We start from the raw sequence: 14,338 nt of genomic DNA on the forward strand, positions 1-14,338 counted from the left end.
GAAGGAGTCCCCGTGAACCCCCGCAACGAAACCACGAACCCCGAGTCCCCCGTCGCCCCCGCGCTCCTCGCGGCGGCCTCCAACGCCGCGGTCCCCGGCGCGTCCACCGGGACCGGTGAACACCCGGTGCCCGCCCTGTCCGACGTGAGCCCCGCCGACTGGCGCGAGGCCAGCCGGCGGCTCTTGGCCAAGGCCCTGGGCGAATGGAGCTTCGAGGAGATGCTCAAGCCCGTCGAGGACGGCGGCGAGGGCCGCTACCGCGTGGACCTGGGCAGCGGCACGTCCTACCAGTTCCGCGCACGGCCGGGCGCCTTCGGCTGGATGCAGGTGGACCCCGCGTCCATCACCCGCAGCGCCACCGGCATGCTGGGCAACAGCATCGCGGAGCCCGCCTGGGACGCGCTCCAGTTCCTCGCGGACGCCGCGTCCACGCTGAACACCGACGCGTCCACGCTGGCCACCTACTTCAACGAGCTGTCCTCCACGCTGGCGGTGGACGCGGCCCGCATCACGCACGGCGGCCACACCGCCGCCCAGATGCGCGGGCTGGGCCACACCGAGCTGGAGTGCCACATGACGGGGCACAACTGGCTGGTGGCGAACAAGGGCCGCGTGGGCTTCTCCGCGTCCGACGTGCGCCGCTACGCCCCGGAGGCGCGCCAGCCGGTGCGGCTGCGCTGGGTGGCGGTGCACCGGGGGCTGGCGGAGTTCCGCGGCACGTCGGAGCTGTCCGAGCAGGCCATCCTGGAGCGCGAGCTGGACGCGGCGACGCGCGCCCGCTTCACCCGCGTCCTCACCTCCCTGGACCTCAAGCCGGACGCCTTCGTGTGGATGCCCGTGCACCCGTGGCAGTGGGAGCACGCGGTGCAGGTGCTGCACGCGGCGGACGTGGCGCAGCGGCGCATCGTGCCCCTGGGCGAGAGCCCGGACGAGTACCTGCCCGGCCAGTCCATCCGCACCATGGCCAACATCACCACGCCGGGCCGCTATGACGTGAAGCTGCCGCTGCGCATCCTCAACACGCTGGTGTGGCGCGGCATCCCTCCGCACTGCACGCTGGGCGCGCCCGTCGTCACGCAGTGGCTCAAGTGCCTGCTGGACAGCGACCCCTTCCTCACGGACACCTGCCGCACGGTGTTCCTGGGCGAGGTGGCCTCCGTGACGGTGCGCCACCCGTACCTCTCCAAGGTGGCGGAGGTGCCCTACCAGCACCTGGAGACGCTGGGCTGCATCTGGCGCGAGCCCGTCGCCGCGCGGCAGGACGCCTCCGAGCGCGTGCGCACCTTCGCGTCGCTCTTGCACGTGGACAACCAGGGCACGGCGTTCGTCGCGGAGCTGGTGCGCGCGTCGGGCCTGGGCGCGGAGGCGTGGCTGCAGCAGCTGTTCGACACGCTGCTCATCCCCATCATGCACGTGCTGTATCGCTACGGCATCACCTTCAACCCGCACGGGCAGAACACGCTCCTGGGCTTCGACGGCGACGACGTGCCCCGCCGGCTGTACCTGAAGGACTTCGTGGACGACGTGTGCGTGTCCTTCACGGACGTGCCGGAGCGCGGCCCGGAGCCGGACGGCCATGACCACGTGCTGCCGCGCAAGCACCCGTCGGTCATCCGCCAGCACGTGGTGGATCAAATCTTCGTGGGCCACTTCCGCTACCTGGCGCCGCTGTGCGAGGAGCAGCTGGGCGTGCCGGAGCAGGCCTTCTGGCGTCAGGTGCGCAGGACCATCCTGGCCTTCCACCAGAAGAACCCGGAGCTGCGCGAGCGCTTCGCCGAGTACGACCTGCTGGTGCCGCGCATCCCGCGCTACGCGCTCAACCGGGACCGCATCGTCGTCACCCGCTACACCGACCGGGCCCTGCGCCACGCGCTGTACCCGAACGGGACGCTGCCCAACCCGCTCGCGCAGGACTGACGCCGCGCGGGGGAGCGGGCCGCTTCCTCAGAAGTCCGCCGTCAGCTTGACGGACAGGAAGCGGCCCGGCCGCTGCACGCCGAAGAAGTCGTAGGCCTTCGCGTTCGTGAGGTTGAGCACCTCCAGCGTCCCGCCCAGGCGGGGGGAGCCCTCGCGCACGTAGGAGAGCGCCAGGGAGTGGATGAGCTGCGCGTCCACCTCCTGCTTGTACTGGCGCAGGCCCTGGCTCTCCCAGCCCCGGAAGAACCCGTGCACGTAGCGCGAGGTGAAGCCCAGGGACGCGACGTCGGTGGGCTTGAACAGCGCGCGCCGCTGGAGCCGCGCTGACGCGTTGGCGAAGAGCCACGGGCGGTTGGGGATGCGGTCGCCGTCGAAGGCCGCGAAGGCGCCCGCGCCGCCCGCGTTGCGGAAGTCCTGCCAGGTCGCGTTGGCGTCCAGCGCCAGCCAGTCCCCCGGCACCGTCCACCCCGCGGACGCCTCCACGCCCAGCGAGCGCGCCGCGTAGACGTTCTCGTAGCTGAGGGTGGTGTCGTTGCCCAGCAGCACGATGAGCTGATCCGCGAAGCGGGCGAAGCCGCCCACGCTGCCGCGGAAGTGGCCCAGCCCGGTGCCCAGGTCCTCCAGCGCCAGCTCCAGGTTCGCGTTGTGGCTGGCCTCGGGCCGCAGCGCCAGGTTCGCGGCCACCAGGACGCCGTCCCCGAACAGCTCGTCCGGGCCGGGCAGGCGCGTGGTGTATTCGTAGGACGCCTTGGCCAGCAGCCCGTGCGGCAGGAACAGCCGCAGGCCGTCGCCCACGCCCAACCGTTCGCTGGCCTGGTCGCGGCGCACGACGTCGCCCGCGGCGAGCACCTCCTCCGACGCGGAGCGCATCACGTAGCCCTTCACGAAGGCCACGTTCTTGAGCAGCCCGTCCGCCAGCATGGCCTCGTGCTCCAGGCCGCCCACCAGCGTGAGCAGGTTCCTGCGCGCGTCGAGCGGATCCCTCTGCCCGGTGTCCTGCTTGAGCCGGTCCTGCCCCTGGCGGCTCACGAAGGTGGGCGCCAGCGTGAAGCGCAGGCGCTGTGACTCCGACAGCTCGTAGCCCGCGTGGAACCGCGCCAGGGCGCTGTGCTGCCAGAGCGTCTGGTCCGTGGGCGTGGCGCCCAGCTCGCCCGGCTGGCGGCGCTCCGTCACGGGGGTGCCGTACCAGTCGTAGACGAACATCGACGTGTCGCGGAAGTCGGTGTCCCGGCGGCTGTAGCCGCCCACGGCCTCCAGCCGCAGCCTCCCGGACCCCAGCCCGCCCCGGGCCCAGGTGGCCAGCGCGCCATAGCTGGATTCGGAGGAGAGCGCCTCGCCGTAGGGCACCGTCATCACCACGTTGTGCTGGAGCTCCTTGCGGTAGCGCGACCCGAACGCGCGCAGCGACAGGCGCTCCGCGAAGGGCTTGTCGACGACGCCCAGCTCCAGCCCGGCGCCTCCCGCGGCGAAGCCGTCATGGAAGCGCGGCACGCGGGCCGGCTGGAGCCGCCCCCGGTCGTCCGGCACCTCCACGTCCACCGCGTAGTCGTTGCGCGCGAAGTCCCCGAAGGCGTGGCCGCGCAGGAACACGCCGCTCGGGCCCAGCCGGTACTGGCCGGAGACGGAGCCCCGGTACGTGTCGAACGAGCCCGCCTGCAGCGACGCGGACAGGCCGTCCTTCTCATTGCCGTCCGACGAGACGAGGTTCACCGCGCCGCCCAGCGCGTCCGCGCCGAAGCGCACGGGCACCACGCCCCGGTACACCTCCACGCGCTTGAGCAGGTTGACCGGCACGTTGGCGATGCCCAGCCCGAAGCCCGCGAGCTCCAACGGAACGCCGTCCAGGAAGAAGCGGACCTGCTCCCCCGTGAAGCCGTTGAGCGAGAAGCGGGCGTTGGACCCCAGGCCGCCGGTGCGCTGCACGCTGACGCCGCTGTTGCGGCTGAGCACCTCGCCCAGGTCCGCCGTCTGCTGCTTCGCGGCCTCCAGCTCCACCACGCGGACCGACTCCGCGGACAGGGCCCGCTCCTCCGACTTGCTCAGCTCCCGGCCCGTCACGCCGATGGTGGTCCCCATGTCGAGGGCCACCTCCAGCCGGGCCTCCACCTGCGTCCGCTGCCCCGCCGACACCTGGACGCGCCAGGCGCGCGGCTCGCAGCCGGGGACGTAGACGTGCAGCTCGTAGTCGCCGGGGCTCAGCCCCTTCACCTGGAAGCGGCGGCGCGCGTCCATCCGCGGCGCCCGGGTGTTCCCATCCGGCTCCAGCAGGAGCAGCTCCGCCTTCCCCAGGTCCCCGTCCGCGCACGCGGTCAGCTGGCCCGAAAGCTCGCCCACGGCCGGCGTGGACACCCCCGCGTCCTGCGCCAGCGCGGGCACCGACAGGCACAGGGCCAGCGCCCCCAGGGCCCGCTTCCAGCCCACGCGCGAACGGGGGAGACACACGGGCGAAGCGGAACGGCCGGAGAGGATGGACATGGTGCGGGGAACAAGCCGCGAGACGCGCGGGAAGCAAGACCTGGAGGACATTCAGCGCCCTTCGTGCGCCGGAACGCCCAGCGGTGCGACCCGGGCCCCGCCCGGGTCGTGGGGGGCGATGCGCCCGATGGCCCAGGCGGAGAGGAGGAACGCGGCGCCCAGGGCCGCGAGCCCCAGGTCCACGAAGAACACGAAGGGCGAACCCGCGGGGTCGAAGACGCGCCGCAGGTTTCGCCACGCATCCAGCCAGGGCAGCACCAGCAGGACTCCGCCGGACAGGCCCAACAGCCACCGCGCCCAGCCCCGGGCGCGGGGATACACGAGCCCGCCGAGCACGCTGGCGCACCAGGCCCCGAAGAAGACGCGGTGCTCCCACTCCACCCGGTGGGGCAGCGCGTCCGGCAGCAGCTGGTTCGCCAGGAAGACCGCCGCGAGCGCGAACGCCGCGCCCCCACAGCCGCCCGCCGTCAGCCGCGCGAGCGCCACGTCCACCCGGCGCATGGAGCGCGCCCGCCGCTCCAGCCACACCAGGTTGCCCGTCACCACGCACAGCGCGCTGAAGAGCCCCAGGAGCGCGTATGCGAGCCGCAGCCCCATGCCCGAATAGAGGCCAGAGTGCAGCACGTAGGCCCCCTCCAGCAGCTTCGCGGACGCGCTCGGCCCACCGGCCCGCCGCACGTGCAAGAGCTGCCCGTCGCCCGCCACCCGCACGGTGGTGAACTCGGCGAGCCCGTCACGCGCGGAGCCCCGGACGTCCGCGTAGGCGGACGCGTCCCCCAGGTTGCGCAGGCTGAAGCGGTAGTGGCGCACGTCCGGCAGCGCCTCGCGGGCCCGGGCCAGGATGGCGGCCACCCGGGGCGCGGGCGCGGCCTGTCCGGAGGGCTTCGCGCCGCGCGGATAGCCCAGCGTCTGAAGCCCCGCGTCCACGTCGCCCTGGAACGCCGTGCGCACCACCACCGGCTGAAGCACCGCGGCGTTCAAGCAGATGATGGCCGCCGTCCAGGCCATCATCGCCTGGAAGGGCGTCCCCACGCTCCCGAGCACCTTGTGCAGGTCGCCCCACACCGTGCGCAGCGCCTCGCGCGGACGGAAGCGGACCAGCTCCCGGCGCAGCCGCCCCAGCTGGATGATGAGCCCCGTGCCCACCACCAGCAGCAGCACCACCGCCACCAGGCCGGCCAGGGCCATGCCCCCGGGCAGCGGATAGAGGAAGTGCGCGAGGAACAGGAAGTAGCCCAGGTCGCTGCGCTCCGGCACCTCCTCGCCGGTGGCCGGCTCCACCCAGACGGCCTGCTTCTCGCCGCCCGCGGCCCGCCACTCCAGCCGCATCCACGGCGCGTACGGCGCGGGCAGGTCCACGTCCAGCGTGGCGGGCCCGTCCCTGCCCACGCGCGCGTCCAGCCATGCCTGGAGCGTGGCCAGCGCTCGCGGCTCGTCGGCGGCGACGGGCGCGCGCAGGCGCGGCTGCTGCCAGGGCACCAGCTCATGGCGGAACAACGACGCGACCCCGAGCAGGAACATGCCCACCAGCAGGACCGACGCCACCGCGCCCGCCCACGCATGCGCCTCCCACAGCAGGCGATACGTGTCGGAGCGCAGCTTCACGGCAGCGCCCTCCACAGCAGCAGCAGGGACACGCAGCAGGTCAGCGCGACCCCCGCCCACGCCCGGGCCTCCGAGCGGGCCAGCAGCGCCGCGCACGGGGCCGCGGCCATCAGCGGCGCGACCGCGACGCACGCCACCAGGTAGCGCACGTCCGGGGACACGGGCACCACGGCGGACAGGGCGAGCGAGGCCAGCAGCGCCGCCAGCGGCGCACCCACCGCCGCCGCCAGCACCCAGCGCCACCCCGGGCGGGCCCGCGTCCCCGCCAGGGTCACGACACCCGCTCCAGCATCCCCAGCACCAGGCCGACCGGGAGCAGCAACCCCATCACCCACACCGGCTTGCGCGCCAGCGGCGTCAGGATGGCGAGCAGCGAGCCCGCGGCCATGACGTACGCCATGGCCGCGCCCACCGCCGCGCCCGCGGAGACGCTTCCCCGGAGCGACGCGGCGAGCCCACCCAGCAGCAACGCCAGTCCCGCCCCGTTCAGGAACCAGGGCGCGCGCGGGAAGTCCTGCCACCGTCCGGTGTGCCGGCACCACCACGCACCATAGAGACACACCACGCCGAGCCACAGCAGCGAGGGAGCCAGGATGTCCATGCAGCGCACCTCATGGGCCAGGGGCGCCGCGCGGCGCCCGGCGGAAGGCTCGAACTAACGGATGCGGGCGATGTCCAGCGCGAAGCCCGGGAAGGTCAAGCGGGGCTGCGGCGTGCCGCCCGACAGGTCCACCATGGACGACGTGGAGTAGTCCGCCGCGCTCTGGGTGATCAGCAGCTGGGAGCCCGCCACGAAGGTGAAGCCGCTGTAGGCGCCCAGCTCGCCCGGGGCCCGCACCGGGTCCTTCAGCGTGGCGAGCGGCATCCGGTACCAGCTCCACCCCTTGCTGTACCAGTCCGCGTAGGTGGTGCCCGGCGCCGTCGGGGTGACGCTCGTGTCCGCCACCTGGAGCCACGCGGTGCCGTCCTCGGTCAACGCGATGACGGCGCCCACCTTGCCCGCGCCCAGCGCGGGGGCCACGCTGCCCACGAAGTCCGCGTCGAACGTCTTCTGCCCCGGCGAGATGCGCAGGAAGCAGTCCTGCTGGCCGAACTCGCCGGCGCCCTTGACCGCGTAGCCCAGGCCGTTCACCACGCCGCTGAAGAAGTAGAGCGAGTCTCCCTGGCGCCCCACCTTCAACAGGTCGCGGCAGCGCTCGTCGCGCGTCCAGGTCAGCTCGTCCGTCGCCGTGTCCACGCGCACCAGCACCGTGCCCGGCAGCGACCCGTCATAGGTGGACGTGGACCAGCCCAGCGCGAAGAACGCCTCGCCGTCACGGCCAATCCACTGGCTCAGCGCCGTGACGTACCCCTGCCGGATGAGCTCCGCCGGCAGCTGCAGGGTCTTCTCGATGGACATCTCCGCCGGGTTCCAGACGATGACCAGGCCCTGCGCGTCATCCTTGTAATAGGCCTTCGTCTCGCTAACGAAGTGCACCGCCTGCGCGCCCATCCGCTTCACGCCCAGGTTCTGGAAGGAGATGCTCTGCCCCGCCACCAGCGCGCCGTCGCGCACCTCGTAGCGGGTGATGGTGGGGGCCTCTCCCGCGCCAATGGCGAAGAAGCCCACGCCCTTCGCCGCGTAGAGCCGCGGGCGCCCCGGCAGCTCCAGCGACTTCGCGTAGTCCAGCGTCCTGGAGCCCTCCAGGGAGTCCACCAGGGTGAAGTAGTTCGTCCGGCTCCCGTTCGTCTCCACCGCGGAGTGGACCAGGTACAGCTCACCCTCCTGTGGCCCCGGCTGCTCCTCCTGCTTCGGGTCGTCCCCACCACACGCGCCCAGCACCAGGGCGGCACACGCCAGCAGGCCCCGCGCAACACTGCCCATGCCAGCCCTCGGCGCTCCCAGCATCACGTGCTCCTCGGACGAACGGGGTTCGTCGACTCCTGAAATTGACACTCAGTTTCAAAATTATCGGCGAGGCCCGGGGAGTAGCCCGCCCGGCCGCCCCCTGTCAATTCCTCGCGCCGGCATGCGCGGGCCCCCAGGCGTTGGCGAACCATCATTCGTCCGGCCAGCTGCTTGCCCTTGAGGCAACCCCTCGTGGCTTCGGGTATTTTCCGTGGCGCTCGTGCCCGAGACGTCGAACAGTCTCCACGCGCCCCGGTGAGAGGGTTCACCGAAATTGCAGTGGCTAAAGGCACCGGGATTTCGTTATGCACCGGCCCGGCGTCACCGGCCCGTCGGTGCGATTCTCAGGGGGAGCCGTAACCCTCTGGAATCAGGGCAGTTGATGTACTGGCACGGTGGCTGCAATACCCGTAGCAACCCACAACCTCTGGGGTGGACCACGGTGGCCCGCCCCCCATCCCCAAGGAGTCGAATCCCATGCTGACCGTTGGCGACAAGCTTCCGAACTTCAAGCTGAAGGGCACCGTGAGCCTGGAGAAGAACAAGGAATTCCAGGACATCTCCAACGACACGTACAAGGGCAAGTGGACGGTCCTGTTCGCGTGGCCGAAGGACTTCACGTTCATCTGCCCGACGGAGATCGCGGAGTTCGGCAAGCACAACAAGGACTTCCAGGACCGCGACGCGCAGGTGCTGGGTCTGTCCACCGACAGCGAGTTCGTGCACCACGCGTGGCGCACGCACCACCCGGACCTGAAGAACCTGCCCTTCCCCATGCTGGCGGACATCAAGCGCGAGCTGTCCAGCGCGCTGGGCATCCTGCACAAGGAGGAGGGCGTGGCCCTGCGCGCCACGTTCATCGCGGACCCCGAGGGCATCATCCGCCACGTGTCCGTGAACGACCTGTCCGTGGGCCGCAACGTCAAGGAGACCGTCCGCACGCTGGACGCGCTCCAGACCGACGAGCTGTGCCCGTGCAACTGGCAGAAGGGTGAGGAGACCCTCACCTCCAAGCTGCAGAAGGCGGGGTAAGGCACCATGGTTTCGCTCGAAGTCGTCCGCAGCGAGCTCGCGGACGCCCACAAGGACACCCGCCTCAACCTCTCCGCCGTGTTGGAGGGGGGCAGCCTCACCCCCGAGCAGCGCTGGGGGACGGCCGTGGCATGCGCCTTCGCCGCCCGGAACGAGCGGCTGAAGGAGGCCATCCTCAACGAGGCGAAGCAGGCACTGGGCGACAAGGCCACGCCGGTCATCGAGGACGCCCGCGCGGCGGCCTCGCTGATGGCGATGAACAACGTCTTCTACCGGTTCCGTCACATGATCGGGAAGGAGTCGTACGCGACCAAGCGGGCCGGGCTGCGGATGAACCGGCTGGCCCAGGTGCTGACCAACAAGGTGGACTTCGAGCTGGTCTGCCTCGCGGTCAGCGCCATCAACGGCTGCGAGATGTGCATCCAGTCGCATGAGAAGGTCGTGCTGGAAGGCGGCCTGAGCGAGGAGCACGTGCACGATGCGGTCCGCATCGCGAGCGTCATCCACGCGGCGGCGGTTGGACTGGAGTCCTAGTCCCCTCGTCGTTATCTCCGAGTCGTGACTGGCGCCCTCCGGTGGAAGACACCGGGGGGCGCTGTCTTTTCTCTTCGACGTCCCACCCTTCACCCGAAAGGAACGTGTCCGTCATGGCCCTCTACAAGAGCCCGAGTCCCCTCTCCGAGCAGGCCCGCACCGCCATCGCCGCCACCCTCAACGAGCGGCTCGCGGACGGGTTGGACCTGCACTCGCAGATCAAGGTCGCCCACTGGAACATCAAGGGCCCGCAGTTCGCCGCGCTGCACCCGCTGTTCGAAACCTTCGCGGTGAGCCTGGCCAACCACAACGACTCCATCGCGGAGCGCGCGGTGACGCTGGGCGGCCGCGCGTACGGCACCAGCCGCCACGTGGGCAAGAGCAGCCGCCTGCCGGAGTATCCGCAGGAGACCTCGCGCGACCTGGAGCACGTGAAGCTGCTGGCCGAGCGCATCGAGGTGTACCTCAACGGCCTGCGTGAGAGCCGCGCGGCGGTGGAGGGTCACAAGGACACGGACACGGTGGACCTCTTCACCGGCATCATCACCGAGTTCGAGAAGCACGCTTGGTTCCTCCGGGCCTCCCTCGAAGGCTAGGGGCTGCGCCGGAGCAGGGGGCGCGCTAGCGTGTCGTCCGTGAGCGACAGCGTCCCCCTGCATGCGTTTCGCACCGTGCCCCGCACGGGCGTCATCTTCGTCACCGCCGAGGCCACGCGCCGCGGCTACCGTCCCGGCGACCCGGACTGGTGCAACCTGGGCCAGGGTCAGCCGGAGACGGGGGACTTGCCCGGTGCCCCGTCGCGCGTGCACTCGGTGACGGTGGACATGGCGGACCAGGAGTACGCGCCCGTCGCGGGCCTCTGGGAGGTGCGGGAGGCCATCGCGGGGCTCTACAACCGGCTCTACCGCAAGGGGATGCCCTCCCAGTACAAGGCGGAGAACATCTGCCTGTCCGGCGGCGGCCGCGCGGCCCTCACCCGCGCCGCGGCGAGCCTGGGCCAGGTGAACCTGGGCCACTTCCTGCCGGACTACACCGCGTACGAAGAGCTGCTGGACGTCTTCAAGGCGTTCACCGCCATCCCCATCCTGCTGGAGGGCGAGCGCGGCTACGCCTTCACGCACGACGACCTGCGCCGGGAGATTCAGGGGCGCGGGCTGTCCGCGCTGCTCTTCTCCAACCCGTGCAACCCCACCGGCAAGCTGGTGCAGGGCGAGGAGCTGGCGCGGTGGGTGGGCGTGGCGCGCGAGCTGGAGTGCTCGCTGCTCATCGACGAGTTCTATTCGCACTACATCTGGACGGGCCGCCCGGGCGTGCTGCCGGTGGAGAGCGCCGCCCGGTACGTGGAGGACGTGAACCGCGACCCGGTGGTCCTCTTCGACGGGCTCACCAAGAACTGGCGCTACCCGGGCTGGCGCATGACGTGGACGGTGGGGCCCAAGCAGGTCATCGACACGGTCTCCAGCGCGGGCAGCTTCCTGGACGGCGGCGGCAGCCGGCCCCTGCAGCGCGCGGCGATTCCGCTGCTCCAGGAGGACACGGTGGTGGCGGAGACGCGCGCCATCCACCACACCTTCCGGGAGAAGCGGGACAGGTTCCACTCCCGGCTGGAGCGGCTGGGCATCCGCACGGACCGCGCGCCGGACGGGACGTTCTACGTCTGGGGCAACCTGTCCGGGCTGCCCGCGCCGCTCAACGACGGCATGGCCTTCTTCCGCGCCGCGCTGGAGCACCAGGTCATCACCGTGCCCGGTGAGTTCTTCGACGTGAACCCCGGCAAGCGCCGCGCGCGGGCCTCGCGCTTCCGCAACTACGTGCGCCTGTCCTTCGGCCCGTCGTGGGAGACGCTGGACAAGGCGCTCCAGCGGCTGGAGGCGCTCGTGCTCCAGCACACGCCCGGCGCCATGCCGTGAAGCGAAGCCATCCGGCCCCGAGCGCCTCAGGACTCGGGGGCCGGGCGCGACTGGAACTCCGCGGTGGCCATCACGTGCACCTTCTTGCGGTGGGACACGGGGAAGCCTGGCGCGGCCGTCCGCTTCACGCTGTAGCCGCCTGACGGGGCCATGGGCATCACGTCCTCGTTCCCGCCGCCGTAGCCCCCGCCCCTCGCGCCGAAGGCCTGCGACTCCCAGGTGCGCTCGCAGAAGCGGTGCAGCCCGGCCAGCGTCACGCCCAGCCCGGCCGCCACGCGGCGCGCCTTCTTCACCGACTCGCGGGCCAGCGCCTCCAGCCAGTCCTGCCGGGCCTCCGGTTCGTGCGTGTAGCCCCAGCGCAGCTCGCGCAGCGTCGCCTGCTTCAGGCCGGACAGCGCGGCGAGCACGTCCCCCACCCGGCCCATGTCCACCAGCCGGATGCGCACCGTGTAGAGGGCGGACGAGGAGCGCGTGAGCAGCCCCTCCTGGGTCTCCGCCTGCACCGACTGGAGGGTGAAGGCCGTGGCCGGCACGCCCAGGTCCTCCATGAGGCGCACCAGCGCGGCCACCTCCTTCGCGTTGGCGAAGGCCGCGTTGCCGGTGAAGAACGAGGACGCCTTCACGTCCACCACCGCGTCCACGTGGTCCGCTTCCAGCTCGTGCTCGGCGGACAGCTCCACGACGATGAGTCCCGACTCGGCTGCGGCTCGCTCCGGCATGCGGCTCCCTGGGAGTGACTGGAGCGGCGAGTATAGGCCCGCGACGGACACCGGAGGGCGCGCCTATGCTCCGGCCACGACCATGCGACGCATCCCGTCCCGGCTGTGGCTGTTGTGCGCGCTGTACTTCGTGCAGGGGCTGCCCTTCGGCTTCCAGGTGACGGCGCTGCCCGTCTACCTGCGCACGCGCGGCGTGTCCCTGGCCGCGCTGGGCTTCGCGGGCGCGCTGTCCCTGCCGTGGATGCTCAAGGCGCTGTGGGCGCCCATGGTGGACCGCTACGGCTCCGCGCGCCTTGGGCGCAGGCGTTCGTGGATTCTCCCCATGCAGGCCGGCCTGGCGCTCGCGTGCGCGGGGGCGGCCTTCGCCGCGGGCCAGGACTCGCTGCCGCTGCTGTTGGGCCTCATCTTCGTGATGAACCTCTTCGCCGCGACGCAGGACATCGCGGTGGACGGCTTCGCGGTGGACCTGCTGCGTCCGGAGGAGCTGGGCCTGGGCAACACCGCGCAGGTGGTGGGCTACAAGGTGGGCATGCTCACCGGCGGCGGGCTGCTGGTGTGGGCCAGCGCGAGCATCGGCTGGTCCGGGCTGTTCCTCGTCATGTCGGCGCTGTGCCTGACCGTCTTCACCGTCGTCCTCTTCGTGCGCGAACCTCCTTCGCGCGAGCCCGAAGGCCACGAGTCACCGAAGCTGGACTGGCCCGCGCTCTGGGCCCGCATCAGGTCCGCGCTCACCGTGCCGGGCACCGGGTGGCTCCTGCTCTTCATCGGCACGTACAAGCTGGGCGAGACGATGTCCGACGTCCTCTACAAGCCCTTCCTCGTGGACGCGGGCTTCACACCGGCGCGCATCGGCCTGTGGGTGGGCACCTGGGGCACCGCCGCGTCGCTCCTGGGCTCCATGTGCGGGGGACTCCTCGCCGCGCGCCTGCCACTCTTGCGCGCGGTGGCCCTCACCGGAACCTTGCGCCTGTTGCCGCTCGCGGGGCGGTGGCTGCTCACGCAGGCGGGCGTCAGTGACGCGGGCGTGCTGGGCGTGACGCTCGCCGAGGAGTTCTTCGGCGGCGCGCTCACCACCGTGATGTTCGCGTTCATGATGTCGCGCACGGACCGGAGGATCGGCGCCACGCACTACACGCTCTTGGCCAGCGTGGAGGTCGCGGGCAAGGCCCCCGCGGGGCCGCTGGCGGGCCTGCTCGCGGATCCGAGGTACGGCAACCTGGGCTACGGGAACATGTTCCTCCTGGGCGTCGCGCTGTCCGCCGCGTTCCTCGCGCTGCTCGCGCCCCTGCGCCGCAACACGTCCACGTCCGCGGCACCGCAGCCCGCATCGTGAAAGATTCCAGCCTCGCGACACGCTCCTTCACAGGCGTGTCACGGATGCACGTGTCACAGGAACCTCAGGCGGGCCGTGTCAGGGGGGCGTGGTACTCGCCAGCGCGCTGTTCGCGGTTCTCCCCCTTGAATGAAGAGGTTCCCCATGAAGACCCTGTCGATGAAGTCGCTGCTGGGCGCCCTGATGCTGTTCTCCGCTCCGGCGTTCGCTGACTCCACCACGAGCATCCCCGCCTTCGAGGCGAGCATCGCCACCGCGAAGCTCCCCACCAGCCCCGGCGGCACGACCATCCAGCGCTCGGAGATCCGCAACGCGCTGGACGCGTTCCTCAACGACGCCGGCTATGGCGTGGACACCGCCGAGCGCGCCTACCTCACCACCCGCCTCGGCGACACGCCCTTCCAGCAGTCCATGACGGGCACCGCGGCGAAGTACTTCGCGGACTTCTACGAGGTGAACGACACGCTCCTCACGGGCTACCCGCTGAACCTGTACCCGGTCGCCCAGACGCCCGCGCAGCTGTTCGGCGCCACCGGCTCGTTCTCTTCCGCGCGCATCTACGAGGGCTACATCCCCAACGGCCAGGGCGTCGCCAACCAGCAGACGCTGGGCGAGGCGTTCAGCAACGCCTTCGGTCCGCAGGCCAGCATCTTCGAGCCCATCACCGTGCGGGAGCTCATCGCGCAGCTCAGCGCCTACAGCTACAACGTGGACGAGGTGGAGGGCGCGGTGGCCTACATCACGCAGATTTCGCGCAACAGCAACCGGCTCTACAGGACGGGCTGGAGCTGCCGCGGTTGCGGCGCGCCGGGCTACACGCAGGGCTTCGCCATCGCGGCGGTCAGCACGGACCGCCGCTTCGTGCGGATGATGTCCGTGACGACGTACGCGGACTGACGTGACGCACCGCCGCAAGCGCGCGGGG

Annotated in this window: 13 protein-coding genes; 7 read left to right on the top strand and 6 right to left on the bottom strand. The window is 71.3% G+C overall.

Translation table 11 applies throughout. The features are described from left to right. Positions 1-1,917 (top strand): IucA/IucC family siderophore biosynthesis protein (locus D7W82_RS18115; protein ID WP_370451031.1); only part of this gene is annotated, 1,917 nt, incomplete at its 5' end. A gap of 27 nt (positions 1,918-1,944) precedes the next feature. Here the strand turns inward: D7W82_RS18115 and mxcH are convergent. From mxcH to D7W82_RS18140, 5 genes are read right to left on the bottom strand one after another with little or no spacing between them, the layout of a single operon-like run. Continuing rightward, positions 1,945-4,392 carry a TonB-dependent siderophore myxochelin receptor MxcH gene (gene mxcH, locus D7W82_RS18120; RefSeq protein ID WP_233587763.1) on the bottom strand — a complete coding sequence of 816 codons (2,448 nt, stop codon included), beginning with the start codon at positions 4,390-4,392 and terminating at the stop codon, positions 1,945-1,947. 51 nt (positions 4,393-4,443) lie between these two features. Beyond that, positions 4,444-5,997, bottom strand: a complete 1,554-nt coding sequence (locus tag D7W82_RS18125; protein ID WP_120619556.1) for a PepSY domain-containing protein — start codon at positions 5,995-5,997, stop codon at positions 4,444-4,446. Then, positions 5,994-6,272 (bottom strand): hypothetical protein, encoded by a 279-nt coding sequence (locus D7W82_RS18130; protein ID WP_233587765.1) that lies wholly within the window; start codon positions 6,270-6,272, stop codon positions 5,994-5,996. The genes D7W82_RS18125 and D7W82_RS18130 overlap by 4 nt, the downstream gene beginning before the upstream one ends. Continuing rightward, positions 6,269-6,598, bottom strand: coding sequence for a hypothetical protein (locus tag D7W82_RS18135; RefSeq protein WP_120567331.1), 330 nt, complete (start codon positions 6,596-6,598; stop codon positions 6,269-6,271). The genes D7W82_RS18130 and D7W82_RS18135 overlap by 4 nt, the downstream gene beginning before the upstream one ends. A 54-nt stretch (positions 6,599-6,652) precedes the next feature. Further along, a complete protein-coding gene (locus D7W82_RS18140; protein ID WP_233587767.1) occupies positions 6,653-7,861 on the bottom strand; it encodes an MxcI in 1,209 nt (402 codons plus the stop codon). Between the two features lie 501 nt (positions 7,862-8,362). On the opposite strand from D7W82_RS18140, the gene D7W82_RS18145 reads away from it, so the two are divergent. The 4 genes from D7W82_RS18145 (at position 8,363) to D7W82_RS18160 (ending at position 11,361) form a co-directional block, all read left to right on the top strand. Beyond that, a complete protein-coding gene (locus D7W82_RS18145; protein ID WP_014394422.1) occupies positions 8,363-8,917 on the top strand; it encodes a peroxiredoxin in 555 nt (184 codons plus the stop codon). A 6-nt stretch (positions 8,918-8,923) separates the two neighbouring features. Next, positions 8,924-9,451 carry a carboxymuconolactone decarboxylase family protein gene (locus D7W82_RS18150; RefSeq protein WP_120619558.1) on the top strand — a complete coding sequence of 176 codons (528 nt, stop codon included), beginning with the start codon at positions 8,924-8,926 and terminating at the stop codon, positions 9,449-9,451. A gap of 113 nt (positions 9,452-9,564) precedes the next feature. Beyond that, entirely contained in the window at positions 9,565-10,047 is a 483-nt protein-coding gene (gene dps / locus D7W82_RS18155; RefSeq protein WP_120589661.1) for a DNA starvation/stationary phase protection protein Dps, read from the top strand. A 39-nt stretch (positions 10,048-10,086) separates the two neighbouring features. Further along, on the top strand, positions 10,087-11,361 hold the full coding sequence (locus D7W82_RS18160; RefSeq protein WP_120619578.1) for a pyridoxal phosphate-dependent aminotransferase: 1,275 nt from the start codon (positions 10,087-10,089) through the stop codon (positions 11,359-11,361). Between the two features lie 26 nt (positions 11,362-11,387). Here the strand turns inward: D7W82_RS18160 and D7W82_RS18165 are convergent, their stop codons facing one another. Continuing rightward, positions 11,388-12,080 carry an SIMPL domain-containing protein gene (locus D7W82_RS18165; protein ID WP_120619559.1) on the bottom strand — a complete coding sequence of 231 codons (693 nt, stop codon included), beginning with the start codon at positions 12,078-12,080 and terminating at the stop codon, positions 11,388-11,390. Between the two features lie 82 nt (positions 12,081-12,162). Here D7W82_RS18165 and D7W82_RS18170 point away from each other — a divergent pair, with 82 nt between their 5' ends. Further along, positions 12,163-13,413 carry an MFS transporter gene (locus D7W82_RS18170; protein WP_120619560.1) on the top strand — a complete coding sequence of 417 codons (1,251 nt, stop codon included), beginning with the start codon at positions 12,163-12,165 and terminating at the stop codon, positions 13,411-13,413. Between the two features lie 144 nt (positions 13,414-13,557). Next, positions 13,558-14,310: a hypothetical protein gene (locus D7W82_RS18175; RefSeq protein WP_120619561.1), complete on the top strand. Its 753-nt coding sequence runs from the start codon at positions 13,558-13,560 to the stop codon at positions 14,308-14,310. Positions 14,311-14,338: the final 28 nt, after the last annotated feature.

Source organism: Corallococcus sp. CA049B (assembly GCF_003611685.1).
Lineage (GTDB): Bacteria > Myxococcota > Myxococcia > Myxococcales > Myxococcaceae > Corallococcus > Corallococcus coralloides.